24 protein-coding genes are annotated in these 26,016 nt (G+C 45.6%); 14 read left to right on the top strand and 10 right to left on the bottom strand.

What is annotated here, in order from left to right:
- Positions 1 to 83 precede the first annotated feature (83 nt).
- Positions 84 to 1,133, bottom strand: coding sequence for a hypothetical protein (locus Q0W37_RS08365; RefSeq protein ID WP_297700534.1), 1,050 nt, complete (start codon positions 1,131 to 1,133; stop codon positions 84 to 86).
- A gap of 17 nt (positions 1,134 to 1,150) precedes the next feature.
- Positions 1,151 to 1,504 (bottom strand): hypothetical protein, encoded by a 354-nt coding sequence (locus Q0W37_RS08360; protein ID WP_297700532.1) that lies wholly within the window; start codon positions 1,502 to 1,504, stop codon positions 1,151 to 1,153.
- A gap of 138 nt (positions 1,505 to 1,642) precedes the next feature.
- Between Q0W37_RS08360 and Q0W37_RS08355 the strand changes: the two genes are divergently transcribed.
- The 3 genes from Q0W37_RS08355 to Q0W37_RS08345 all read left to right on the top strand — a co-directional run bounded on the left by Q0W37_RS08355 (position 1,643) and on the right by Q0W37_RS08345 (position 4,168).
- Positions 1,643 to 2,419, top strand: a complete 777-nt coding sequence (locus Q0W37_RS08355; RefSeq protein WP_297700530.1) for a YggS family pyridoxal phosphate-dependent enzyme — start codon at positions 1,643 to 1,645, stop codon at positions 2,417 to 2,419.
- 125 nt (positions 2,420 to 2,544) lie between these two features.
- A complete protein-coding gene (locus tag Q0W37_RS08350) occupies positions 2,545 to 3,105 on the top strand; it encodes a LemA family protein (RefSeq protein WP_297700528.1) in 561 nt (186 codons plus the stop codon).
- 10 nt (positions 3,106 to 3,115) lie between these two features.
- A complete protein-coding gene (locus tag Q0W37_RS08345; RefSeq protein ID WP_367186260.1) occupies positions 3,116 to 4,168 on the top strand; it encodes a M48 family metallopeptidase in 1,053 nt (350 codons plus the stop codon).
- A gap of 79 nt (positions 4,169 to 4,247) precedes the next feature.
- On the opposite strand, the gene Q0W37_RS08340 is transcribed toward Q0W37_RS08345, so the two are convergent.
- The 4 genes from Q0W37_RS08340 to Q0W37_RS08325 form a co-directional block, all read right to left on the bottom strand.
- The gene (locus Q0W37_RS08340) at positions 4,248 to 5,096 is read right to left on the bottom strand and encodes a PD-(D/E)XK nuclease family transposase (protein WP_297700525.1); all 849 of its coding nucleotides are present in this window, start codon (positions 5,094 to 5,096) and stop codon (positions 4,248 to 4,250) included.
- Positions 5,090 to 5,452 (bottom strand): PD-(D/E)XK nuclease family transposase, encoded by a 363-nt coding sequence (locus Q0W37_RS08335; RefSeq protein WP_297700524.1) that lies wholly within the window; start codon positions 5,450 to 5,452, stop codon positions 5,090 to 5,092. The genes Q0W37_RS08340 and Q0W37_RS08335 overlap by 7 nt, the downstream gene beginning before the upstream one ends.
- Before the next feature lie 485 nt (positions 5,453 to 5,937).
- Entirely contained in the window at positions 5,938 to 6,870 is a 933-nt protein-coding gene (locus Q0W37_RS08330; protein ID WP_297700523.1) for an Rpn family recombination-promoting nuclease/putative transposase, read from the bottom strand.
- Between the two features lie 471 nt (positions 6,871 to 7,341).
- On the bottom strand, positions 7,342 to 8,091 hold the full coding sequence (locus Q0W37_RS08325) for an FISUMP domain-containing protein (protein ID WP_297700522.1): 750 nt from the start codon (positions 8,089 to 8,091) through the stop codon (positions 7,342 to 7,344).
- A gap of 223 nt (positions 8,092 to 8,314) precedes the next feature.
- Here Q0W37_RS08325 and Q0W37_RS08320 point away from each other — a divergent pair, with 223 nt between their 5' ends.
- The 7 genes from Q0W37_RS08320 (at position 8,315) to Q0W37_RS08290 (ending at position 17,885) form a co-directional block, all read left to right on the top strand.
- Complete coding sequence (locus Q0W37_RS08320) at positions 8,315 to 9,013, top strand: hypothetical protein (RefSeq protein WP_297700521.1); 699 nt, start codon at positions 8,315 to 8,317, stop codon at positions 9,011 to 9,013.
- Positions 8,989 to 11,955, top strand: a complete 2,967-nt coding sequence (locus Q0W37_RS08315; RefSeq protein ID WP_297700520.1) for a hypothetical protein — start codon at positions 8,989 to 8,991, stop codon at positions 11,953 to 11,955. The genes Q0W37_RS08320 and Q0W37_RS08315 overlap by 25 nt, the downstream gene beginning before the upstream one ends.
- 8 nt (positions 11,956 to 11,963) lie before the next feature.
- Positions 11,964 to 15,008, top strand: coding sequence for an ATP-binding protein (locus Q0W37_RS08310; RefSeq protein ID WP_297700519.1), 3,045 nt, complete (start codon positions 11,964 to 11,966; stop codon positions 15,006 to 15,008).
- A gap of 20 nt (positions 15,009 to 15,028) precedes the next feature.
- A complete protein-coding gene (locus Q0W37_RS08305) occupies positions 15,029 to 15,817 on the top strand; it encodes a hypothetical protein (protein WP_297700518.1) in 789 nt (262 codons plus the stop codon).
- A 92-nt stretch (positions 15,818 to 15,909) separates the two neighbouring features.
- Positions 15,910 to 16,440 carry a hypothetical protein gene (locus tag Q0W37_RS08300; RefSeq protein ID WP_297700517.1) on the top strand — a complete coding sequence of 177 codons (531 nt, stop codon included), beginning with the start codon at positions 15,910 to 15,912 and terminating at the stop codon, positions 16,438 to 16,440.
- 18 nt (positions 16,441 to 16,458) lie between these two features.
- On the top strand, positions 16,459 to 17,100 hold the full coding sequence (locus tag Q0W37_RS08295) for an EcsC family protein (protein WP_297700516.1): 642 nt from the start codon (positions 16,459 to 16,461) through the stop codon (positions 17,098 to 17,100).
- A 152-nt stretch (positions 17,101 to 17,252) separates the two neighbouring features.
- Complete coding sequence (locus Q0W37_RS08290; protein ID WP_297700515.1) at positions 17,253 to 17,885, top strand: FISUMP domain-containing protein; 633 nt, start codon at positions 17,253 to 17,255, stop codon at positions 17,883 to 17,885.
- Positions 17,886 to 17,920: 35 nt separating this feature from the next.
- On the opposite strand, the gene Q0W37_RS08285 is transcribed toward Q0W37_RS08290, so the two are convergent.
- The gene (locus tag Q0W37_RS08285) at positions 17,921 to 18,871 is read right to left on the bottom strand and encodes a WYL domain-containing protein (protein WP_297700514.1); all 951 of its coding nucleotides are present in this window, start codon (positions 18,869 to 18,871) and stop codon (positions 17,921 to 17,923) included.
- A 217-nt stretch (positions 18,872 to 19,088) separates the two neighbouring features.
- Between Q0W37_RS08285 and Q0W37_RS08280 the strand changes: the two genes are divergently transcribed.
- The 3 genes from Q0W37_RS08280 to Q0W37_RS08270 all read left to right on the top strand — a co-directional run bounded on the left by Q0W37_RS08280 (position 19,089) and on the right by Q0W37_RS08270 (position 21,372).
- Positions 19,089 to 19,436 (top strand): hypothetical protein, encoded by a 348-nt coding sequence (locus Q0W37_RS08280; protein ID WP_297700513.1) that lies wholly within the window; start codon positions 19,089 to 19,091, stop codon positions 19,434 to 19,436.
- 77 nt (positions 19,437 to 19,513) lie between these two features.
- Complete coding sequence (locus tag Q0W37_RS08275; RefSeq protein ID WP_297700512.1) at positions 19,514 to 20,575, top strand: hypothetical protein; 1,062 nt, start codon at positions 19,514 to 19,516, stop codon at positions 20,573 to 20,575.
- A gap of 8 nt (positions 20,576 to 20,583) precedes the next feature.
- Positions 20,584 to 21,372, top strand: coding sequence for a hypothetical protein (locus Q0W37_RS08270; RefSeq protein WP_297700511.1), 789 nt, complete (start codon positions 20,584 to 20,586; stop codon positions 21,370 to 21,372).
- 54 nt (positions 21,373 to 21,426) lie between these two features.
- Here the strand turns inward: Q0W37_RS08270 and Q0W37_RS08265 are convergent, their stop codons facing one another.
- The 3 genes from Q0W37_RS08265 to Q0W37_RS08255 all read right to left on the bottom strand — a co-directional run bounded on the left by Q0W37_RS08265 (position 21,427) and on the right by Q0W37_RS08255 (position 24,760).
- The gene (locus Q0W37_RS08265) at positions 21,427 to 22,713 is read right to left on the bottom strand and encodes a replication-associated recombination protein A (RefSeq protein ID WP_297700510.1); all 1,287 of its coding nucleotides are present in this window, start codon (positions 22,711 to 22,713) and stop codon (positions 21,427 to 21,429) included.
- A gap of 137 nt (positions 22,714 to 22,850) precedes the next feature.
- Positions 22,851 to 23,684 (bottom strand): hypothetical protein, encoded by an 834-nt coding sequence (locus Q0W37_RS08260; protein ID WP_297700509.1) that lies wholly within the window; start codon positions 23,682 to 23,684, stop codon positions 22,851 to 22,853.
- Between the two features lie 113 nt (positions 23,685 to 23,797).
- Complete coding sequence (locus tag Q0W37_RS08255; protein ID WP_297700508.1) at positions 23,798 to 24,760, bottom strand: porin family protein; 963 nt, start codon at positions 24,758 to 24,760, stop codon at positions 23,798 to 23,800.
- Between the two features lie 79 nt (positions 24,761 to 24,839).
- Between Q0W37_RS08255 and Q0W37_RS08250 the strand changes: the two genes are divergently transcribed.
- The gene (locus Q0W37_RS08250) at positions 24,840 to 26,015 is read left to right on the top strand and encodes a glycoside hydrolase family 3 protein (RefSeq protein ID WP_297700507.1); all 1,176 of its coding nucleotides are present in this window, start codon (positions 24,840 to 24,842) and stop codon (positions 26,013 to 26,015) included.
- Position 26,016: the final 1 nt, after the last annotated feature.

The raw sequence follows: 26,016 nt of genomic DNA, 5'->3' as shown, positions 1-26,016 counted from the left end.
ATGCTAATTGTTAAAAAAGAACCATGAATTTATGGTTCTTTTTTATATAATCGACAAATTTTTTGTGGCAAAAAAAATTACTTCTATAAACCTTTTCTTATTGGTTCACCATTTTCAAATTCATAACAAATGACTGGCTGCAGACCCTCTTGTCCTTTTTGGAACATTTCCTCAATTTGTTTAAAGTCATCTGCTACGGTTGAGTACATATTTCTAATTTTTTCGCGACCAAAAGTAGAATTTTCCCAATCAAGAGCGCATAATGCTTGAACCACGGATTCTTTTATTTCGTGATGCTTTTTCGTGTAAGAGCGCCCGAAATTAGAATCTAAAGATAGAGTTGCATGTTTTGCTCTGCTGGAGTCTTCACCCTCTAAAATTGAGTAGATTCTTGCAATTAACACACCATATGCAAAGTAGAGCATTTCAGCACCAAAAGCAATTTGCATTCTTGTCTTATATTGGGAATCATTAAATTTATCATATATTGATCGCGCTTTGTTCACATTTTTGAAACAGTTGTCTGCTTGAATATTTATACCATTAACTAAGTTATGATATTTCGTTCTTATTTTGTCTGCATTTTTCTGCTCGGATCTGGCCTCTTCAAGATCCATAATCCTAAAAGAATCATATGATTCCAAACGTTGCAATGTATGCATAGATTGCATAATGACTGCACGATCTTCTTCTTGCAAAATATTTATGATGTCTTCAACACCTTTCTCAATTCTTTTAAGTTTTTCTGTTATTTGGTGTAGGTAGTATTTTTGCGTTACTACAGATAAGACGACAAATGCCGTTGATACACTTAGTAGTTGAGAAGAAAAGGAAATAGATTTAAATAAAGCCTGTTGGTTTATGCGCCCTCCTTCACAACAGAAACCTCTTAGCATACCACTGCCATCGGCCGCTTTTGCGAGTTGTGAAGGATCAACATTACATTGAAGGAGGCCGGAGTACTTGCTTGCATTTATAGCTATTCCCGCTGACGTACTTCCGATTTCTTGCAGAAGTTGCTTTGCAATTTTTTTCTCGTTATCGCTTTCAATGTAAGCTACAGCTTCATAGGAATTTCTTTTTTTTAAATCGGAGGTGTACAGTAACTCGTCCTTTTTAGAACTTATTACCATTTGTGAGCCGAAATCCTTTAGAATTTGCTTAATGGAATTTTTTTTTCGTCCTTGCCTTCGGTAGAGGTTGTTGGATTGTATGAAATTTTGTTTTGCTGTTCGCTGTTGTAAGGTATTTCTACTTTTGGGGGTTCTGAAGTTACATGTATCCAAAAATCAGAAATTTTATTTCTAATTACATTGGCCGCAGCATTCATAGCATCTTCAATTAAATCTTCCATCAAAGCAGATGCTTTTGCTTCCGCTTTCTGTTTTGCTTTTTCTATACCTTTTTCCAAGGGGCTTTTCTTTATAATTCCTCCCGCTTTTAATATTTTGATTGTTTTATTTTTGACTTTATCTATTGGTGTTTTTTTTCTAAAGAGTCCCATAAAAATCTCGCGTTTTGATGAAATATAGCTTTTGAAAGAAGAATGATGAGTTTCGTTTGTGATTCATTGTCAAAGATTTGTTATCTTTTTATGAGAATTTAACCTCAAACCACGGCCTACTTCCTATTGTCTACTACTATGGAATTTACACTTGAACAAATGCGCGAGCACCTTGCAGCTCTCGAAGCAAGGATTACCGAAGCTTGTAAGATTGCGGGCCGCAGTCGCGACTCGGTGAAACTCGTGTGGGTGAGCAAGTTCCACCCGGCAGAAGCTGTGGAAAATGCGATTGCGCTCGGCGCTACCGACTTTGGCGAAAACCGTGTGCAGGAAGCCGAACTCAAGTTCTCGGCGCCGCGTACAGCCCTTGACGGAAGCCGTGTGCGTTGTCACGTGATTGGCCCTGTACAAAGTAATAAGCTCAAGAAGGCGGCGATTGTTGCTGACTGCATCCACTCCATTGCAAGTATCGAAGCCGTGGAAAAGCTGGAGAAGGTCTGTGCGGCGCTTCCCGGTGAAAACGGTGCGGGCAAGATTCTTGAGATCCTTTTCCAGATTAACGCCGGCGAAGAAGAGACCAAGAGCGGCTTGGACGTACACGCTGCCGAGGCGTTCCTTGCGAATTTGGAGTCGCGCGGGGCAAGTGCGTATTCGCATCTGCGTTTCCGTGGCCTGATGACGATCGGAAAGAACACCGGTGTCGCCGAGGACAGCCGCGAATGTTTTGCTTTCCTCCGCAATCTGCAGCAGAAATTTCTCGCGAAAGGCGGCGTATTCGCGAATTTCGACCAGCTTTCGATGGGCATGACGGGCGATTTGGAAGTCGCTATCGAAGAGGGATCTACGATGATTCGCGTGGGAACGGCCCTTTTCGGCGAACGTGACTACAGCAAACCGGTCAATGACCCTGTTTAACGCCTCCGCTCCCTAATTTTGTCATGCCCGACTTCGGGCATTTCAGGCGCAATCGTCATTCCCGACTTGTTTGGGGATCTCTTTTTTATATACATTTCCAATAAGAAAACAGAAAGGAGCAAGTTATGTCTATCGGAATTATCGCCGGCATCGTCGTGGTCGTTCTTATTGGCTGGTTCATCGGTATGTACAATGGCCTGGTGAAACTGCGCAACAACCGTGAAAATGCGTTCGCGAATATCGATGTGCAGCTCAAGCAGCGCTTTGACCTGGTGCCGCAGCTGGTGAATACTGTCAAGGGATATGCGGCCCACGAAAAGGAAACACTCGAAAAGGTGACCTCTGCCCGTGCCGCCGCCATGAGCGCAACTACGGTCGATGAAAAGGTCCAGGCGGACAAGGCGCTTTCCGGTGCGCTTGCCGGGCTTCGCATTTCGCTCGAGGCTTACCCCGAACTCAAGGCGAACCAGAACTTCTTGCAGCTGCAGAATGAACTTGCCGATATCGAGAACAAGCTCTCTGCTGCACGTCGCTTCTTCAATTCGACGACCCGCGAACTCAATAACGCCTGCGAAGTTTTCCCGAGCAATATCGTTGCCGGAATGTTTGGCTTCAAGCGCGCTTCCATGTACGAGGCGACCGAAAGCCGCGATACGCTCAACAAGGCCCCCGAAGTGAAGTTCTAACTTCGCCTTCATGAAATACGTCGGTATCCAGACCCAGATTTGGCGGAACAACCGCAACAGTATTTTGCTGTTGTGTATGTTCCCCCTTATTATTTTGGGAATGGTGTTTGCAGTCATTTTATGTCTGGACTTTTTTGGCATACTCTGCCCGATTGTCGAAGGCGGGTGTCCCGAAGGCCACGCCACATATATGAAGTACGGTATTCTGCATTGGCCCGAAGTGCGGCATAGTTTTTGGGAGGTGCTTCCTTACACATTGCAGATTGTCGGCGTATGGTTCATTATCGCCTATTGCGCGAATACAGCCATTATACGCCATGCGACGCATGCGAAACCACTTGAGCGCAAGGATAACCTGCGCGTCTACAACATTGTCGAGAACCTCTGCATTGCAGGCGGAATCGAGATGCCGCAGATCAACATTGTTGAGGATAACGGCCTGAACGCGTTTGCGAGCGGAATCGACATTCCCTCGTTTACAATTACGCTCACGACCGGACTTATAGATAAATTAAACGATGCGGAACTCGCCGCCGTCGTGGGGCACGAACTCACGCATATCAAGAACCGCGACACGCGACTCATGGTGGTGTGCATCGTGTTCGTTGGAATCTTTTCGACCATTCAGATGGTGTCGATGAAGCTGCTTTCGGCAATGCTCCGCGGCCCCCGCAACCATTCCCGCGGCAGGCGCGGCGGTGGAAGCGGCGGCGTCATCATCATCTTTGCGCTGATTCTAGTTTTGATCTGGAGCACGATCGGCTACTTGTTCAGCTGGCTCACGCGCCTTGCCATTTCGCGTTCGCGCGAGTACGTGGCCGATGCGGGCGGCGCCGAACTCTGTGGCGACCCGTGGGCGCTCGCCTCTGCCCTGCAAAAAATTTCGGATTACCCCGGCCTCGACACCGTGCGCCGTAGCGACGTGGCGCAACTTTATATTATTCACCCCGACGAAGAATTCGACAACGACATGAAACTCAAGGGCATCATCGCAAAGGCGAACATCATGTTCTGCACCCACCCCGATACGCCGGAGAGAATCAAGATTCTGGAACAGTTCTAGGAAAGATGCGTACTAAAAATGCCCTCGGTTCTGATAAGAATCGAGGGCACTTTGTGTAATTGGCTTTATTTAATTATCGCTAGGTCGTAGCGCCTGCCTTGAGAGCATATATTTCGGATTCCGTCAGGCCCGTAAATTCAATAATCTCTTCGAGAGGCTTGTTCTTCGCAAGCATCTTGAACGCCATTTCGCAGGCCTTGTTGCGTTCGCCTTCGGACAGACCTTCTGCATGTCCTTCGGTCTTGCCTTCTGCAAAACCCTCGGCGTGTCCCTCGGTCTTACCTTCGGCAAAACCTGCGGCGTGTCCCTCGGTCTTACCTTCGGCAAAACCTGCGGCGTGTCCTTCAGTCTTGCCCTGAACAAAACCTGCGGCCTTGCCTTCAGAAAAACCGATTTCATGTTCAGCCTTCAGATCCGTCATGTTCTTTACCTCGGCATTGAAAAGTTCTTCTACAAAGTTAATCAATTTTACCGAATCAAGCAAGCGGCGGAACGTTTCGTTCTGCATAATCTTTTCAGGGACGGGCTCTTCCTTGATAGCCACCTTGATGGCACGGAGCCACTGGGCCGCTTCGGAATTGTCGTCCTTGGTGATGCCCGCCTTTTCAAGCTCGAAGAACTTGTCGATTTCCACGAAAATCTTCTGGATCTTGGGGAAGAACTTCCGTCCGTTGCACATTTCGTCAACATGGTGGATGTACTTCTGCGGTTCTTCGGGGAAAAGTTCAAAATCCAGGAGACCCAAGAAGTAGATGCGCGGCAGTTCGTACTTTTCACTCGTGTGCACCTGGTTTTCGATGACGCGCGAGAGGTAGTATTCCACGCGGTCGCGGAAGAAATCGTCCCCCTGCTGCTGTACTTCGACCAGCACCTTTTCGCCTGCGTTCGTGGTGCCGATAATGTCTCCTGAGACTCCGTGCTTTAGCACGGGAGAACGGCTTTGCCGTTTGATAGTCGAAGGATGTCTTTTTCGATGAAGTTTCGCAACTTTAGTTGCGTTAAAACTTCACGAAAGAAGACCAGAATGCAGTCCTTCTTGTTGAAGGCGCCCGGAAACTCCTGCATTTCGAGGGTGATATCCTTGATGGCGTCAGCGCCCTGCAAATTGAGCATTGCGTTCACGAGCGAAATCAGGAGCAAGTGATCCTTTTCCTTGGCGAAGACAATCTTGAAAATGCCGTCGCTAAGGAGATAGGCGTACTTGTAAAGCTCCTGGTACTTGAGAAGGTTGCTCTTGTCGATTTCCATCGCCTTGAGCAAGGAATAATGTTGTGTACGGTTCATATTTTTTCCGTTTGCTAGAAATGGATGGGTTGATTTGCAAACGGAAACCGAAAACGTGAGATGTAGAACACCTGCGGCAGCCAGGGCAACCGCTTGCAAACCTGTTGAATGACAAGGTTTTAACGTCCATCTGATGACAGACGGTGCTCTACGTTGATAGCCACGGAGCCGTTTTTCTCCGCAGGGCGACTGTATCGATTCGCGAAGTAGTCGGCCTCGCGAAGGGAAACGACCTCAAGCAGATAGTGGAACTTCCTGCCCTGAATAGTACTGAGTCGAGAGTCGCAGTTTCAAGCTTGCTTGAAACTATGACTGAGACCATGATACGGACGCCAATGGCGTCATTTTCTCGGTGATAGCAGGATTAACTGAATCTACTGAAATGAATATACAAACTTTTGCAGATGATGGCAATAGGGGGAGGTGGGGGATGATTTTTGCTATTCCCGCACCAATCCTTGACATCAATTGCAGTGAATTAAGAACTACTTGCCACGAATTTGTTCTTCTGTCAGGTTGAACCTGCGAACAAGTACGTCCATCGCAACGCCATCTTCATAGAGACCGCGAGCTGTACTTAGCTTTTCGGCTTCGGATTTTGCGCGTTCGTCCTCGGCTTTCTTGCGCTCTTCGGCACGGGCATCTGCAATCCGCTGACGGAAAACATCGCCGGCACTGACGAACCCGTATTTCTGTCCCACGCTTACGAACGCCATATCAAGCTCCTTTTGCACTTCTTCACTGAGGTACTCTGCTAAATATACACTAATTTTATGCAGAAGGCAAGAGGCCTCGTAGTGCGGCATCTTGCGCAAGGAATCCGCGAATTTCGGTAGGATTTCCTTGATTTTCTGTTCATTATACGCATATTTCATTGCGATGATGCCCATTCCTGTCGCGATATCGTCACTCGCAAAGCAAGCTCTATCGGGAATATCAGCCACATTTACAAACGCGCAACGGAAAGGCAGAACCCTGCCGCGGAAAAATTCAGGATATCCATCTTCCAACTTATCGAGTGGATTCCAGTTGGTAGGACCGTTGTAAATGATGATGGTCATTGTCGGGATTCCACTGTATGCGCGTGTTTTGTCATAAATCCTCATGACAGAATGTACGTAATCGGCAATCTGTTCAAAGACGTTCGAATCGCGCCCGGACTTGTGCTCTAGCAGAACTCCAACAATCAAGGGTGCCCCCGTGGAAACGTTCACACGGAAAGCGAGATCCGCTTCGCCAGTATCGTCTACTTCCGAATACGAGTCAGGAATGCGCACCAGAGTTTCAAGATTTATCGCTTTGAGAAATTCGGCGATTTCATGGTTGACGTTTTCTGCAAGCTTGAGCAATGAATGAAGGTGGGCTGCTATAGCAAACAGCCAACGAAAGAATGAATCATGGGGCTTATGAATCATCATAATCTCCGTTTGAAAGTTTTTGGCTATGGCTTGCAAACGGATGCTTGATGATGCGGCTATGAGGTTACTTCACTATGCTCGCAATGACATTTGGTAGAACACCTGCGGTCGTCAAGGCAACCGCTTGCAAACCTGTTGAATGACAAGGTTTTAACGTCCATCAGATGACAGACGGTGCTCTACGTTGATAGCCACGGAGCCGTTTTTCTCCGCAGGGCGACTGTATCGATTCGCGAAGTAGTCGGCCTCGCGAAGGGAAACGACCTCAAGCAGATAGTGGAACTTCCTGCCCTGAATAGTACTGAGTCGAGAGTCGCAGTTTCAAGCTTGCTTGAAACTATGACCGAGACTATGATACGGACGCCAACGGCGTCATTTTCTCGGTGATAGCAGGATTAGCGGAATCTACTGAAATGAATATACAAACTTTTGCGGATGATGGCAATAGGGGGAGGTGGGGGATGATTTTTGCTATTCCCGCACCAACCGGACAGAGAACTTGTAATCCGGGGCGCGGTAGTTCTTTTCCCATCCGTGCTTGCTCAAAGACAAACTGTTGACGGCGTGGTGGCCTTCGCTATCGCAATCCGTTGAACTGTCGGCCCAGAAACACGTCACCTCGGAATCTCCCGATTCTGCAACGTAGGCGGATTCTCCTAAGATATCGATGTAGCCCGCGGCGTAAATTCCGAAACCGAAATTGTCAATGGGGTACACTCCGTCGGTGCCTTTCCAGCCGTCTTTATGCATAAGCGACCTGGTGGAATTGCACGTGATTTCATCGGCAAAATTAATCAGGGAATCCCAATCTTCGATCGTGGGGAGCCGCCACCCCTCGGGGATGTATTTCTTGGCGTCATGGTAAGTGTACAGTAGACCGAAAGTGTCTTGATAAATGTTGTTGTCGTCGAGAACGACGCTATTTCTGCAATGGAATCGCAAGTTCTCGGCAAACCATTCCCTGCCATCGATAGTGACCGTCTCGTAGAGCTCGCCATCGCGCGGGTCCTCGAATAAGCCTTGTTCAATGTGCAGCGCAGACATTGCGGGCTTTCTCTGAATAATCTCGTCGTCAAGAATATCGGTAATAATGTCGTCTCCGTACATGTCAAAATAAGGCGACAGGAACTTGTTGATGTCGCTACGGATGTCGTCAAGAGATTTCTTTACTTGGTTCTTGCAAAATGGACAATACTTTATCGCTTCATTTTCGCTGTTCATAAGAATCCTTTGGTTGGGAGGATAAATATACCTCGGCTACGACCGGATTCAAATACACAAAAAATCCAAGTTCCAGAAAGTGGAACTTTTATAGAAAAATGGCTCTTTGCCTTAAAAAGATGTATTCCAAGTTGGAATAACGAGGATCGAAAAAAAATGAATTTTTTTTAGAATGTAACGAAAAAATATGTTATATTGTTTGATAAGTAAAAAAGGATCAAAAATGGAACAAGAAGAGTTTGAGAATATGCTTTTAGAAACTTTGAAAGATTCAAAAATCTGCAAAAAGGTACAACGCCTTTTGGAACAATCTTCCGATGAAGAAGAGTGTTTGGATGATGCGAAAAAGATCAAGGAATGTAATGAAAAATTGAAAAATGCTCAGGAGGAGTGCTCGAAACTCAAGAAGCAGAATGAAATTCTACAAAAGGATCTTGCTGAAAGTAAGAATCAGCAAAAAGAAGTAAGCGATTCTGTTCGTGATTTGAAAGCGAAGCTTAAAGAAACCGAAGATGCCTTAAAACCTTTTGAACGGTTGATCGAAATAAAGCAAACTTATCAGGCTTTGCCTGATACGGTCAAAAAGACTTTGCGAAACATATTAAGTGATAATTTTGAAGATTTCATTGTTTGTGGAACAGATCTTAGCCGCATTAGGAATTTTGCTGAAACGATTCGTGTCTACACAACGAAAAAAGAATTTGATTTGGCGGAAAAAATGGGAAAAATTTTAAAATACTTTATCTCTATTTATGAGAGAATGAATGATAAAGCCAAGGAATTAAAAGTTAAACCAGGAGAAGTTTTTGATGACGAAAAACATATTCATTGCGAAGGGAAAAACCGTGTGAAAGTAACAAGAGTTTTGACTTGTGGGTTAATGCTTAAGGGTGAAGTATGTCTGAAAGCACTAGTGGTCTAATTGGTGGAATAGTAGGCTCAATTGTAAGAGAGACTGTTAATCAAATTAATCAGAATTATAAACAAAATCAAAAAAAGGATAGTCAAATGATGGACGAAGAAGAATTGAAAACTATGGATGCGGAAACCATATTGCTAAGTGCATTGCAAACGCTCAAAGAGAATGAACAAACTGCGCCCGATACAAAAGAATTCTATGAACAACGGCATTCAATATTGGTAAAGGTTCTTGAATTTTTAGTACAATACAAACCGTTTATTCTTTTTAATATAAGTGAAAATGTCCGAGTTGTCTACTGTAAAGATTTAGATGTATTCGTTCTTGATCCCACAGGCAGAATCAGCAAGCAAGAACTTATTACGCCATATAATGACCCCGACTTTTCATGGACTCTACCTAGAAACAGTCATATTGAAAAATTAGATTTTTCCTCATTATCCTCCTTTTTAAAGAACTTAAATTTGGGTAATAATTCTGTTTTAGAAGGTGATCGATATTTTGCAACAAGAAGCAACGATTGCTATAACGTTTATGGCGTAAATAGCATTAATAGAAATAGAAGTAGCTATACAAGTGAATCATACAAATGGCCGACTTTCGAATTAAAAGAAAGAATTTATTCGGTACAGAGCTTATTGCATACAATATGTTCTCATAATCTTCAAATTTCATACCTTTATGACAAAGGTATTCAGAAGTTATTTGTAAATGTTTTAGATTGCTTTATTTCAGTAAATCATAAAGAAGAAAAAATCTCAAGAAAAGATCTGTTAGAACTTCTTAAAATCGTAAATGAACAATTACAACGAATCAAATCCATAAAAGATAACATATCCGATTTTTCTTCACAAACAATTATATCGAAGCTACATTCGGAAAATATTCTCGATGATCTTCTTAATTGCGATAAAAATCGTGCAGACTTGGAACCTTATGACGAGAAGCTAGTAAAGGATCCGAACCGAGGTCATTGGGAACTTTGGGGTGCGGAAGATCAATATGACGGCTTGTATGCTCGAAATCCGTGTCAAGATGTTCATGAAAGTGGTGTTGTTGGGATTGATTTTGGCACAAAAAGCACGGTTGTTGTTTTCCAATCTGACAGCGAACGCATTGTTCCGATGCGAATTGGAACGGGAGAACTGAGAAAAGAGGTTTCTAAGCAACATTATGAAAATCCCACTACAATGGAACTGATTTCAATCAATCAGTTTATGAATGCTTATGCCATTGGAAATCGTCCTCAAACGGAATGGAATGATTTGAAAATTTCACATCAGGCTTATGAGGATTTTTTTGCAAGCACAACAAATGGTGAATATACTGCTTTTTTCTCAGATTTGAAGCAGTGGGCCGGTAATTCATCCAGCAATAAAAAATATGTGTTGATAGATAAGTCAAAGACAAAGATTGAATTGCCTCCTTTTAAAGAGTTGGATTCGCAAAATGATTTTGATCCCATAGAAGTATATGCTTATTACTTGGGATTGTACATCAACAATATGCGAAATGGAATTTTTTTGGATTACTATCTTTCGTTCCCTGTAACTTATGAAGTTGCAGTTCAAAAGCATATTACGGAGAGCTTTAGAAGAGGCTTGCTGAAATCACTTCCTACAGCGGTTGTTGAGAAAAAGGAGTTGATGGAGCGATTTAGGGTCAATGGGCAAATTAACGAGCCGGCAGCTTATGCTGCATGTGCTATGCGAGAATATAATTTTATTCCCGAAGATGGTAAGAAAGTTTATTTTGGAGTCTTTGATTTCGGTGGCGGTACAACGGATTTTGATTTCGGTGAATGGCAGACCTCTACAAAACCAAGGTATGATTTTATCATAACCCATTACGGAGCGCAGGGAGATCGCTATCTTGGTGGGGAAAATTTGCTTGCCTTACTGGCTTTTGAAATATTCAAAAAGAATGCAAAGATCCTTAGCAAAGAAGGAATTACCTTTATGCAGCCTGCGGAGTGCAATGATTTTCAGGGTTCTGAAATGCTGATTGATAATAACTCATGTGAAGCTGCTTACAATATCAAGAACTTAATGAAAGCGTTGCGACCTATTTGGGAAGGCACTGAAACTGAAGGTGAGAAGAATTCTCTTGACAATCAGGAGTCGTTGGAAGTAAACCTACTCAATGCTAAAGGCGAATTGATTACCGGTTTTAGGCTGGACGCCAATCGAAATGAAATCATGGCTATTTTGAAATCAAGAATTGATATGGGGGTCCAACAATTTTTTGCAGCATTCCATTCTGCCTTCTATAAGAGAAATGATAAAGAAATGAGGATGGAGTCGTTCAACATTCTTTTGGCTGGTAATTCTTCAAAATCTCCAATCGTCAAGGAACTTTTTAATCAATATCTTGAACAGCATAAAGAAGATTTACCAATTGAGTGCCGAATTCTCCCGCCTATTGGCTCGGAAGATTTCTACAAAACATTGCAGGAATCGAATCCAGATTATGCGGATTCAAGGGATGAGATGGAACGACCCACAGGAAAGACTGGTGTCGCCTTTGGTCTCTTGTTGTCTAGAAAAGGTGGGCGAATTAAAGTTGAAAATCTTAATCTTGATAACGATAACGGCGAAAAATTCTTTGCCTTCTATGTTGGTTTTAACTCTAGGAATAAATTCCAAATTATCAACGATAAGAATGTTGACCAGAATGCGGGTCGGCTTGAAATAGGTGTTTGGTATAGGTTTATGGATGTTGAAGAGGATGATGATGCGATGGAAATTTATTATACAGACACTCCGTCTGCGATAACTAACAAATTGAATATTGTTAAAACTAAAAGAATCCGATGCAGTTTTAATGCCGTAGATAAAGAAGCTGGCTTTTTCATCCGTGCAAAAGATCCGCATACATTGGAATGGGCTATTGCTAAGTCTGAAAACGAATGTAATAACGGGAAAGAAATTATTTTGTCAAGATAGGAGCAAATATGTTAGCAGATCAATCGAAAATCAATAACTTGCTAAAGTGTTTAAGAATAGTTCCCAATGAATCGCTTCCGGTAAAGGCGATTGATAAAAAACTAGATTTGCTGAGCAATTTTGAATTGTTCCGTATCGAAGAAGTTACCTACGAAAAGACTGCGCCACGTAAGGAAGCTCTTGAGAATGTTGTTTCCGCATTACGTATGGAAGGAATCAACTTTATTTACCTTTTAATAGGTGATAGACAAAAAGGCGTGTCTTTCTATTTTGGGGTGGCATCTGATTTGTATGACTCCCAAAAAACGGATGTTGCTTTATGTGATATCGCGGACCGTATTCTCAAAACTAGTATTTTAGGAAATTTTAGAGGCAGTTCCGTAAAAAGTCTTGAACCTGAAGAAAAAAAACAGATATTGAGTTTGCTCAATAATGATAAGGTGTACAAGAATATTCACTTGATGCAAGGTATTCCGGGAATTAATAAGGATGATGAAGAATTTCAAGCGGTGAACAGGCTTGTTGACGTAATGCAGAATGAAAATTTTGCATTTATGCTGATTGCTCGTCCTTTGAAGGATGCAGAAATATTAGATATTGAAAATGATGTCTATGATCTTTACAGTGAAATGGCAACATTTTCAAAAATGTCTCAGCAGGGAAGTTTTTCTGATGGTAAAACTATGGGGGTTACGACCACAAATGGATCGAGTTCCTCATCGTCGGAAGGTGCGAGTTCCGCAAAATCTAAAACAGATGGCTCTAACACAGGATATTCTGATACAAAATCGCACTCTGAAGGGAAAGGGACGTCTTCAAATCAGGGAAAACACAGCACAAATGAGTCCGGCGGAACAAGCCATACGGATCAAAGAGGATCTTCTACATCAACAACCGTTTCTGAAAGTAAAACAGTTAACAAAACTTCTGGGAAGACAGAATCAGTTTCAGAGAATGTAGGTTCATCTACAAATACATCTACGTCTTTCACTATAGAAAGGCTGGATAAACGTTTGGTTGATTTGCAAAAATATCTAGATGAAGTTCTTTTGCCACGTCTTGACTATAGTAAAGGTAAGGGCTTGTTCTTGACATCGGCTTTGTTGTTTACGGAAACACCGGATCAGATGCAGGAACTTAAATCCACTATTTGTGCTTTATATTCCGGTGAAAGCGGTAACAAAAATCCTTTGCGAATACAGAATGTAAAGGAACTTAATGATAAATCTCTCATTGATGCTATGAGGCATTTTCAATTACCTCATGCCAATAGACCCTTGATAGGCAAAGATAAACAGTCTGTATATGCGGTGTATTCTCGTTCTCCATTCTATAGCATTGGCAATTGTTATTCGGCTAGGGAACTTAGCTTAATTGCTGGTTTACCGCAAAAAGAAGTTCGGGGACTTCCGCTTAGGGCTGAAGTTGAATTTGGTTTGAACACGCCTTTAAAAAGTGAATCGTCTATTTTGATGGGTAAGCTTGTTCAAAGCGGCAATGTCCTGGATACGGAAGTGTATCTTGATAAAGATATCCTTGACAAGCATGTATTTGTTACGGGCGTAACTGGTAGCGGAAAAACTACAACGTGTCAGCGTCTGCTTATAGAAAGCAAATTGCCGTTCTGTGTTATTGAACCGGCCAAAACGGAATATCGAATTCTAAAGCAAAAATATGAAGATTTACTTGTGTTTACTTTAGGCGATGATAGGGTTGCTCCATTCAGACTGAATCCTTTTGAGCTACTGCCTGGCGAAAGTCTGTCGTCGCATGTGGATATGCTTAAGGCCTGCTTTGAAGCATCTTTTGATATGGAAGCTGCGATTCCGCAAATTGTAGAGGCTACGATCTATAAAATTTACAAGGCCAAGGGATGGAATGAAGAGGATGACACGAATAGCCATTACGACGATCCCTATGCAGAAGGAGTTTGCTCCTTCCCGATGATTGATGACTTCATTGCGGCGGTCCCTGAAGTTGTAAGGGAGCAGGGATTTGATGAACGCCTCAAAGACGAATATATTGGCTCCATCGTTGCACGATTCCAGGCGCTCACTCATGGTGCTAAAGGAAAAATGCTTAATACACCACGTTCCATAGATTTTAACAAACTTCTTGACAGAAAGGTTGTCTTGGAACTTGAACCCATCAGGAATCCAGGCGAAAAAGCTCTTATTATGGGGTTGATTCTTTCTGTATTAGGAGAGATTATTAAACAAAAGTATCGCGATTCTAGTGGATTTAAGCATATTACGCTTGTTGAAGAAGCTCACCGATTGCTTGCAAAGTGGGCTCCTGGTGATGGTATGAATCGAAAGCAAAGCGTAGAAATCTTTGCCGATATGCTTGCAGAGGTTCGAAAATATGGTGAGTGTTTCATTATTGCGGATCAGATTCCGAATAAACTGACACCAGATGTGTTGAAGAATACGAATACTAAAATAGTGCACCGTCTTTTTGCTCAAGATGACAAGGAGGCTATTGGAAATACGATGGCCTTGGAAGACGAACAGAAAAATTTCCTGTCATCTCTTGAAACAGGACGTGCCATTATGTTTTCTCAAAATGCAGGAAATGCAACCTCTACAGGGAAATCTGGATCTTGGAATAAGCCTGTGCAAATTAAGGTTGAACGCCAAGAAGATAATGACACTGGACGCAAACCCTATTCAGATGAGATTTTGCGTAAAACATGCCTTGAATTTTATGCAGAATCCTCAATAGGGAAAAAAGTTTCGACAAACACCTTGGATTTTTTTGCCAAAGAAATTTTAAGCCTTGACTTTGCTAGAAAATTTGTAAATTATGTTGGAGGCTCTAGATATCATAAAGAGGGACGCGATGAAGAAAAAGAATTATTGATCACAATTGAATTGTTGGTGAATAATGGTTTAGCATTGGAATACTTGAGTTCATATTTGGACCGCTTATTGTACTCTAGTAAAGAGAATTCGAAGTATTCGGAGGAACGAAAACAGTCTTTCATTGAAATTTTCAACAACGGCCTGCTAAAAGATTTAAGAAGTGATCTTTTTATGGGCTTTAACAACTAACAAAAAAAAGGAGAATCATTATGTTGTTTGGAATACTTGCTGGTATTGGCGCTGCATTTTCATGTGTCGCGGGCTTTATTGGTTCTGGCATTTCTGCTGTAACAAGTGCCATTGGAGGTTTTGCTTCTAGTATTGGCGGAACCCTTGTTGCTGGAGCCAAATCTTTGGCATCGGGCATTGCTTCTATTGGCGGTAAATTGCTCGGTAGCTTGAGTATATCGGATGTTCTAGGCGGCATTGGAAATGTGATGGGACTTTTTACCAAAGAAGATGATGAAGATATGGATGACTTGGGATGCAGAGCTTGTCAATCTGATAAAAAGCCGGAGGATTTCAAATCAACCGAAGAGTACATCAATCATTTGAAAAATGATATTGAGTATGACCGTAAAAAAGCGGAAGCCGAAATGAAGGAAAATCCTGTTAAACAATATGCCTATGCTGCAGTTGGAGCCACTATTACAGGAAATGCCATTTCAGAAAAGGTTGGATTGGATCTTGGGGTAAAAGGGATTAATGCCTTAGGTTTAATTAAACGTGCGGCTCCTTATATGACGGCGCCTAATTTTGCTGATTTCTTGAAAAACTTGAAGGCTAATGGATGGTCTGATTTAACTGCAGTTTATGAATATTTTGCGGGGAAAGGTAATATTGACTTTGTAAAGACTGGAAAGGAACTCAAGGGATTTTTCTCAGATTTAAATTTGGATCCTCAGAAATCTGCAAATATTATGGATGATATTAAGGCAGAGTTCCAAAAGACCGATGTCGAGCGTAAAGCGGAAGATGACAAAAGAGAAGGTAAATAAAAATGATTGATACGTCCAATGACAGATCCTATGTTTTCGTGTTTTGGCAGAAGCGACTTTTTGTTGTTAATTTAAGCCAAGGTTCTTCATGTATGGATTTAGTCAAATTCCATGGGGAGTCTTCTGTTGAAGAAGATGCTTTTTGGACTGACCAAAAGGAATTTTGGAAGAAATTTCGAAAACGGGAATCGCTTCTTTCAAGTGATACCCTGTCTATTTCTTTTTTAGCAAAAACGAAGACTGTTTTTTCCAAAATAGAAAGGGATTGTCATTGGACTTATAATATTGATGCTGAAGATATTGAAAAATCGCTGTTGCAAATTGTGACTGATTCTAGTATTATTTTAAAATTTTTAATAGAAAAGAAAGTCCAAAAATTTGCAATAGAAAAAGTAGGGTGCGATAAGGTTGAAGAATTCTTCATTGACGGTTTTTTGAAGGGATCTCTAACAAAACAGATAAAAGAAATTAGCGAAAAAGACATTCCCCTGACTGTAGAAAATAATGAATCTACAGATGATTCAACAGGAATTGGATTTGAATATTTTGAAGCTAAAATGAAGGCTAATGCTTCTAATCGTACTCGTTTTAAAAATTCATCTGTGGTACTAAAGAAAACGTAAATCACATAGGTCTCTTGTATGTCTTCCGACTCTGATAATCATTCTTTTATGATGCAACTTCTTGACAAGGCCTATGATGCGGCTGTTTCAGGAAGTGTTCCGGGTACTGATTCTGCCGAAGACTTGGCGCGAGATTATCAAAATGATTATGATGAGCCGTTGAAGGCGGCTGAGGCCTTAGTAAGGTGGCAAAATGTGAAGGCCGGAACGTCTGGTTTTGTTACTGGATTGGGCGGCTTAATAACAATACCTGTTGCTTTGCCTGCTAATATTACGTCTGTCATCTATGTGCAGATTCGTATGATTGCTGCTATTGCGAAAATTGGTGGCTATGACCTGCATGATGACAGAGTGAAAACCTTGGTGTTTGTTTGTCTAGCAGGGAATTCTGCAAAAGATGTTTTGAAAACTGCCGGAATTTCGGTTGCAACTGCGGCTGCGAAGGGGCTCATCAAGCAGATTCCCAAAACGGTAATTGGTCAGATAAACAAAGCTGTGGGCTTTCGTCTAATAACAAAATTCGGGACTAAAGGCGCTGTAAATTTGGGAAAAGCGGTTCCGTTTATTGGCGGCGTTTTAGGGGCTGCAATGGATGCTGCCGCCACGAATGCTATTGGTAATGTGGCTATTAAAACATTCATTGATGAAAATTATAATTGAATGTTTTTTTTTCAGGTTCCAGAAACTGGAACTTTTTTCTTGCTCCCAAAGTTCCGAAAAATTTGGGCAAATAAAAAATCGTTCCTGGAGCATCCCTTTTTACCTAGATTTGCCTTATAGCAAAAGGTAAATCACTTAAAAAAGGAAAGCTTATGTCCATTATGGTTATGGCCAAGAAAACCACCCAGCCCCAGGCCGAGGGCGAAAAGACTGCAAAGAGAACCGCTGCCGAGATGGGGACTTTCGTGGATCCGCGCGACGGTACTGAATACAAGACCTGCAAAATCGGTAATCAGGTCTGGCTGGCCGAGAACCTGAAATTCGAGCTGGATTCAGACGACTGCGTCGCCTACGACGAAGATTACCAGTACTTCGATAAGTACGGTTATCTGTATAGCGAAAAAGGGTTGAAAGAAGCGATTCCCGAGGGTTGGCACTTGCCGAGCAAAAAGGAATGGGAAACGATGGTCCGCTTTGCAAAGAAGGATTCCCGTTGCAGGGACGTTTTGAGCGTCATAGCCTCGGAGGAATGGATCGAGTCAAGCTCTGACAAGTACGGCTTTTCGATGGTACCTGGTGGAAGGCGTGATGACAACGATGATTTTGAACTGATTGATTTTTCGGCTCATTTTTGGTGCGTCGAAAAAACGGTTGATCCAATAAGTCACGCGATTGGTCGCGAAAAATTCTATACGTGTGTGCGTTTCGAAGACGGCTGTGATGAAATCGATGACGAGGATTATCCGGCTTACGCTTCTGTCCGTCTGATCAAGGATGCGGAATAACGAAATCCATTTAACATTTTGTAGTATACAAAATGTTAAATGCCCTTATACACTCCCGCAGCCTTTTCGAACTGTTCCTTGAACCATAGGCGCAGTTCACGCGGGGCGAGGACATCGGCGTCGCTTAGGAATTGCGGAAAGTACACTTTTGCGAGTTTCTCGGAGCACTCGAAGGTGTAGGTGCCGGCGCCGTTTACCTCGGCGGTTGCGGCAGCTTGCGCTGATTCGCTTTCGCCAAAGGCGATCACTTTCGGGCGGTTGGTGGTGAGTTTGTTGTAGCGCCTGGCGCCTTCTTCGGTGAGTTTCACCTTTACCTGCTGCCCGTAGCACAAAAATGGGTCGAAGTGTTCGCGGAACACTTCCGCCTGGTGCGAGAGTTCAAAGTTTTCGCAGTGGAACGCCTTGCTTGCGGTGTCGGGGGCGACTCCCCGGATGTGACAGAGTCGCAGTGAATGGAATCGCGCACCGGCAGCGGCACACTCTACTTTGTCGTCGCACACCACCACGTATGCCCGCACCTGCGACGGCGAGAACGCCAAGAAGCAGGGCGAAACGCACTTTCGTTCTCCGCGGTAGGTGAGCGAAACGTTGGTGCGGGCCTCCGTGGCGGCATTCAGCTTGTCCAGTTCGTCGCGGAATATAAAACATTCGCGCTTGCCGCGAGGCATGTTCACGTAGCATTCAAAGTAGTAGCGGCAGAGGGTCGCGATTTTGGTGCCCGCGTTCTTGGTAAATGAATTCGCGAAGTTCGCAAAGCTTTCGCCGGGTTGGTTCAGCGTGAACTGGAGCGGGGGCACGTTCTTGTACAGCGTATCGTCCGTACCGATTTTGGTCGGATCGGGCGGCGTAAATTCTGCATAGCGGGCGAGTATCCTGTTGCAAAGATCGCTCAGGCTTTTCAGTCCGTAGTCCTCGACGTCCAATTCCATCTGCGAACGCAGCAGGTGCGAAACGGCGACTTTTATTTTCTGTGATACGTTGATCATGTCATAAAGATACATTTCAAATCGCCCAAAAGGAACCCCAGCGCCCTAAAAACGAAAGTTCCATTTTTGAAGTTGCCGTTTGCGTTTTTTCAATAAAAAGGGCAAAATCCGTAAATATGCGGTTTTTAAAGGTCCCGGCTTGTAGAACAAAAAAATAATGCCTATTTGAGCAAAGAACGCTCGTGGCTAGATTTATTCAAAAACAAAGGAGTACATTATGGCTAAAAATGCAAACACCAAACCGATTGAAGCTGTAGAAGTCGAAGAGGAAGAATCCGAAGGCCTGCTATTCGGCATTATGGACGATATTTATGACATTGCTCATGACCTGTTTCCCGAAGCCGTCGAAAAGTTCCATGCGAAGGTGGGTGATGCCCTGGAACGCGCTGCCAATTATATGGAAGAAATTGGCCCCTCGTGGGAGGCCGGCTGCGACCGTATCTACAACAAGGTGATGAACTTCTTGGATGGTGCCGAGGAAAAGAGCCTGAAAGCAATCGACAAGGTGCAGCACAGTCCTATCGGTGCGGCAATCGACCAAATTTACGAGAAAAATCACCGATAAAATCCATATCCTTTGCGCTTTCCCATTATTTTATATATATTCTAGGGGAGGAACACTTTCTATGGGAGGCTGAGAGGATGAAGCGTATTTTGCATTTATGGATGGGCCTGGCCTGTTTGGGGGCATTGCTGCTGGGGTGTAACGACATTCCGGCCACCCCGTCTTATTGCGAAAGCCACCAGTGCAAGCCCTCGTCCGAGGTGCGTCAACGTCCGACGTCGTTTGCGCTGGAGCTTCAGCTGAATGATTCGAGTGAGTCGCCGGTTGCGCGTCTCTTTACGCTGGACTGCGCCTACCTTTCCGACGAAGATTCCTCCCAGGTCAGCACGTTCTGTGTCGATAGTCTCAAGTTTGACAAAAGCAAATCGTTAGTTCACCTGCCGCAATTGAGCAAGTACAGCTATAACTACAGCTACCTGTATGGCAAGCCCGTGGTTTCTCCTTATGGTTATGCGCTTGAATCGTATGCCAGCATTCCTCTCGATGACGACAACCATCTGCGATTCACTTTGGTCGACCGCGAAAAGAAGGAAAAGAAAATGGACGTGGATCTCTCGGATTACGTAGGGATGTACAAGGTCCACGGTGACACCTTCGATTTCAAGTTCCCTCCGCAGAGTTCGTTTACGTCTTATAGTCGCGGCTCTGTCGAAGAAGACAGTGCTGATGTCTATACGTACGATCCGAACCGTGAATTTGGCTGCTACGAATACTCTCTCGATAGTAACTATACAGACACCTTGCTTTATTGCGCCTTTACGGAGGGGCAGCCTACGGATGGAAGCGGGACGATAACGATCGTTTCGGAAACGATGGAACAGTATGTCCGCGTCCAGGATTCGAGTAGCTGCAAGTCGAAACGTTTCTACTTAGATGTCAGAAACTACGAAGGGTGGCATTACAGCTCCATTGATTGTTACAGAAATGAACTTAGTCCTGCTCCTAAGAAGCTTACGGTTTCGGACCTTTATTCGGTATCGCGGATGGAAGAGGCTGTTCGGGAATCTTTGCCCGCAGATGCCAAGGGCTTTAGCGGACTCCGTGGGCATAGGCATTCCTGGCATACGGAAAGTTATCTGGAAAAGCAGGGGCCCAAAGGCGAAGACGACTTTACGATTTACGTAATTTATAGGGAATAGGCGAGCCGATGAAGCGTGTTATTTTATTTATAATCGCTTTTGTCGCGGTAATTGCTGCACAGGATGGCTATAGGGAATGTTCGGTGTATTCGCCTTGCGAAAAGCCGCCTTCCGCTGTAGAACCTATGCCTGTTGAACAGCAGGGTGCGCCCGCTCAGCAGTACGGCCCTGCCCGCGCGGTTGCGGGGAATGGTTTTTATTTTGACATGACGCTGGGTGGCACTTTTCGGCACCTAGAGGCGACAGTGGTGAAACGTCGTAAATCGAGCGATGGTCTGGCAGACGGTTGCCATTTTGAAAGTGATGGACGGTATGTTTGCGAAAAAAATAAGCCTGCTAAAAAGGAAGACGAAGTTGGGTACACGGGTGTGGGAACCTTGATTGACGCACGCTTTGGTGGCCACTTCGGAAAGATTATCGCCTTTTTTGCAAATGTGGAGCTCGAGTTTACGGAGGGGTCTGTTTCTGGTTGGGATGACAAGGATATTGACCCTGGTTCCGTTTTTCTGGGTGCCGGTCCTGGTATAACGATTTTTCCGTTTGGCCTTCAGGATGATGGTCTCAAGAATATGTATTTCGGTTTTGCCGGAAATTTTCTGCTGGGTAGCGGCGGTGGCATTGGTGCCATAAACGTCAACTTGATGGGCGAGCTTGGCTATGTTTGGGAGGTGTCCGACAGAATGTTTGCCGGAGTCGCCGTGGGGGCCGACGTTATGTCGTTGGGCGATATCGGTGAAAACCACAAGGACGCGAGCGGCTATTCCATTTGGATCGGCCTCAAGCTTATGAGAAAGTAAGCTCTTCTGTCATCCCCACGACCTTACTTGTCATCCCTGCGCTGCGGGGATCTTTTATTTGGAGTTCTTTTCCCGCTTGATTTGCTTGAGCTGCGCGAGGCGTTCGCCGAGTTGCTTTTCCTTGCCGTAGGGCTTGGGCTGGTAAATTTCGGTGCCTTCGAGCTGCTTGGGCAAATGTTCCTGTGCGGAATAGGCGCCAGGACTGTCGTGGTCGTACTGGTAGTCGATTCCGTAGCCCAATTTTTTGCCGACCTTCGTGACCGAATTGCGGAAGGCGCGGGGAACGGGGAGCGTACCTGTCTGCTTAACGATAGAATCCGCTTTCATCCCGGCGAGTTCCACGCTGTTGCTCTTGGGAGCGAGCGAAAGGTAGATGGCGAGTTCGTCGAGGGCGATGAGGCCTTCGGGGATTCCCATGAAGTCGTAGGCTTCGCGGGCAGATGTGGCAAGCAGTAGCGCGTTAGGGTCGGCAAGGCCGATATCTTCCATGCTCATGCGCATGAGTCGGCGCAGAATGAAGCGCGGGTCTTCGCCGCCTTGTAGCATGCGGTGCAGCCAGTAGAGGGCCGCATCGGGGTCCGAGCCGCGGATAGACTTATGCAAGGCAGAAATCAGGTTGTAATGTTCTTCGCCGCCCTTGTCGTAACGCAGGGGCTTCTTGTATTGGAATTCTTCGAGGAGTTTTTCGTCGATGACTTTTTTGTCGCCGAGGTTCTTGCCGATCCATTCGATCTGGTTCAGCAGGAATCGTGCGTCGCCGTCGGATTGCGCGATGAGCTTGTCGACGACGGCTTCTTCGACTTCTACATCCTTGAGTTGCAGGCCGCGCGGATGGTCGCGTAGCGCACTGAAAATCAGCGTACGCAAATCTTCCTTGCTTAAGGGCGCAAAAAGAATCAGCTGGCAGCGGCTGAGCAATGCGCTGTTGACCTCGAACCCAGGGTTCTCGGTGGTGGCGCCTATAAGCGTCACCGTGCCGTCCTCGACGGCACCCAACAGCGCATCCTGCTGTCCTTTGTTGAACCGGTGGATTTCGTCGATGAAAAGGATCGTGTCGTGGAACATCCCCTTCATCCGTCGGGCATCTGCGAGGACTTCCTTGACTTCTTTCACTCCGCTTGCCACCGCAGAAAGGGCGACGAACGACTTTTTCGTATGCTGGCGGATCACGTGGGCGAGGCTCGTCTTTCCGCAGCCCGGCGGGCCCCAGAAAATCATGCTCGGCACGTTGTCGTTTTCGAGACTTTTGCGAAGCAAACTCTGCTCGCCCAGAATCTTGTTCTGGCCTAGAAACTCATCCAGGTTTTGCGGGCGTAATCTTTCGGCGAGCGGCTGGTCCATAATTCAAATATACTAAAACGCGTGAAATTCTTCGCAGGGGAGGCCAGGCCTGTTCCTGCACTGCACAAATATACACTAAAAGGAAGGGGCCTGTCAAGACCCCTTGTGCGATTTCTGGTATGTCCTCGTGAATTTTGCTAGAAGAGAACGCTGATGCCGATGGTCGAATAGAAGGTGTTCAGCGAGGAGTTTTCGAACGACTGTTCGGCGACGAGAGTCTTGTTCAGGAGGCTCGTAAAGCACTGCACCACGCGCAGGTCGATGCTCACCCAGCGGGTAATCATGTAGCCGATGTCGAAAGCTCCGCCCACTTCCATGCCGGAGGTGGCTACGGTGTTTTCACGCGTTTCGCCGCTCGTATTGAACTCGGAGGAACCCTTCAGCTTGAGCCCCATGTTCAGGCCGAGTCCCACGAAGAAATTGTAGTCTTCGAAGGTGTAGCGGAAGATGATGGGAATTTCGAAGATGAAAATGTCGATGGAGGCCTCGTTGGTGTAGCCGGATTCCATCTCTTCCTCGTAGGCGTAGTGCCTGTAGTTGAAGGTAAGTTCGGGAACGAGGCTCAGGTTCTTGACCAGGAAGTTCATCTTGACCATGAGGCCACCGCCCGTCTGGAAACCCATGCCCCAGCCGTCGGAGTTTTCGCCGAAGAAGGTATTGGTACCGACCTGGGCACGAATGCCGAGCAGCACGGCGCGCTGGAAGCCTTCGTTTCGGAGCTTGTTGATTTCGGATCTCTTGGTCGTTTCGGCTTTGTAGCGGGCGTAAGCGCTCGCGTATTCTTCGTCGTCTGCAAATTCGCTGTCGGTCGATCCGTCGTAGGTGGGGGCTTCGTCCGAAGGGGCAGCTGCGGTCGATGCGTCTGCTGCGGTAGCCCAGCCTTCGTCATCGTTAGAATCGTCCTGTGCCCAGGCGGGAATCGCTAGGGCAAGTGCCAGGGTGGCAATTACACTCAATCTCTTGAAATCCATAATCAAATTATAATAAAAGAACACGTAAAGACCGCCTATAAAATAATTTCAGCGTGTAAAAATAGTGCAGAAAATTTTTTTTACTTAGCGGAACTGGGGTGCCGAGTGCTGATTTAGAGCAGGAATGTGAGCCCAAGCGAGGTATGCATTGTGTAAAGTTTTGAATGCATTAGGGGTGATTCGGCGATCAGGTTCATGTCGAGCGTGTTCGAGAAGTTCTGTACGACGCGGATATCGACGACCAGCCAGCGGTTGACGATGTAGCCTAGGTCGAAAAGGCCGCCGATTTCGACACCCGAGGTAGGCACCGTGTTGCTGTTCGTGGACTTGACCTGTTTGCCGTCGATGGTCGTGGTCTGCTTGAATTCGGAATCTCCATTCATCTTGAGGCCGAGATTGATTCCGAGGCCAACGAACAGTCCGTCTTCGTCAAAGATGTATTGCCCCATGATGGGGATTTCGAAGAGCATCTCGTCGATGGTCGCCGAGTTCTTGCTGTAGTTGGTCTTGCCTTCGTAGCTGTAGTGGCGGTAGCTGAAGGAAAGTTCGGTCGCGACTCCGAAGGTGCCGCCGAGGGGGAGCCTTGCCATGAGGCCTCCGCCGAAGTCGTATCCGATGTTCCAGTCGTCGGCTTTCTTGCCGAAACTCTTGTTTGCGCCCCCTGTGGCGCGGACACCGAACTGGACCCCTTTTGAAAAGCCTTCCTTGCGGGCGCGGTATTCGGCGGCACTTTCGTTGACGTAGTGGGGGCGGTCATCGTCTTCTTCGTCGATGTTCGCCGTTGCGACTTTTGCGGGTGCCTGTGAGCTGTCAGCCGATGTTTGCGTGGAATCGCCTTCGCTGGAGTTGTCTTCGCTGTTGGCGCTTTCGCCGTAGGAATAGCCCTGTTCGCCGTTGCTCTGCGTGGCCTCTCCGGCGGGGACATAGCCGCATCCGTCGCCAACGCAGTTGGGGTCACTTACTTCGCCGCTGCCTTCGAAAACACCCTGCGCAAAAAGAGGGGTGGAAAGGACGCCTGCAAGAAGTGCGACCGCCAAGCGGTTTGTCAAGAGGTTCAACGGCGAAAAGGTTTTCATACTTTTAATTATAACAAATTTTTCCATTGAAAGCTCAAAACTTTTTATTTTTAAGAAAGATGTATTAACGAGGTGTTTGATGAAATGTTCCAAAATATGGCTTTCGGCTTTTGTTTTGGCGGCCGGATTTATCCTTTCGTCCTGTTCCGAATCGGACTTGTCCGTCGGTAGTTCCGGGGTAGAAAGCGATTCGATCGAAGATGCCATCGGCAAGATGAGCCTGCGCGAAAAGGTGGGGCAGATGTTCATTGTGCGTCCGGAGGCCTTGGACACGAGCATCCACTGGAGCCACTATAGCGAACTGGTCGATTACAAGCTGCAAAAGGTGAACGCGACCATGTCCGCCGTGAATGAGGATTACCCTATAGGCGGTATGATCCTTTTTGCCCACAACATCAAGGACGAATCGCAGCTGGTATCGTTTGTCAAGAAAATAAAGACCTTGAACGGTTCGCCCCTGCTTGCGGTTGACGAGGAAGGCGGCCGTGTGGCGCGTATTGCAAATAGCGAAAATTTTGACCTTCCCAAGTATGAAAGCATGGAGGCCATTGCCAAGTCGGGCGATCCGAATGATGTCTACGAGGCGGCTTTTACTATCGGTTCCTATGTCAAGGAATACGGTTTCGATATCGACTTTGCGCCGGTAGCCGACGTGAACACGAATCCGGAAAATATCGTAATCGGTCCGCGCGCGTTTTCGGACAAGCCGGAAGTGGCGGCGAAGATGGTGGTGAAGTACCTGGAAGGGCTCGATTCGGCAAAGATTGTCGGAACGCTCAAGCATTTTCCTGGACATGGCGACGTGAAGGCAGATACGCACACGGGTTACGTGGCGACCGACAAGACCTGGGACGAAATGAAAAAGTGTGAAATGGTTCCGTTCAAGGCGGGAATCAAGGCGGGCGCCCAGATAATCATGACGGCGCATATCGCAGCACCCAAGGTGACGGGGAACAATCTGCCGTCTACGCTTTCGCCGGTCATTCTGCAGGACAAGCTGCGCGGTGAACTCGGCTTTAAGGGCGTGATTGTCGCCGATGCCATGGATATGGGTGCCATCGTGAACGACTATGGCAACGAAGATGCGGCTATCAAGGCGATTCAGGCGGGAATCGACATTGTCCTTTGTCCGCTTCATTTCGTGAATGCGTTTGATGCCGTGGTGAAGGCCGTCGAAGACGGAAAGATTGAAGAATCCCGTATTGACGAAAGCGTTCGCCGCATTTTGAAACTTAAAGAGAATATCAAGAAATAGG

This window comes from uncultured Fibrobacter sp. (assembly GCF_947166265.1).
GTDB lineage: Bacteria > Fibrobacterota > Fibrobacteria > Fibrobacterales > Fibrobacteraceae > Fibrobacter.
The sequence above is the reverse complement of the archived record's forward strand: the minus strand, read 5'-3'. Positions and strand labels throughout refer to the sequence as shown.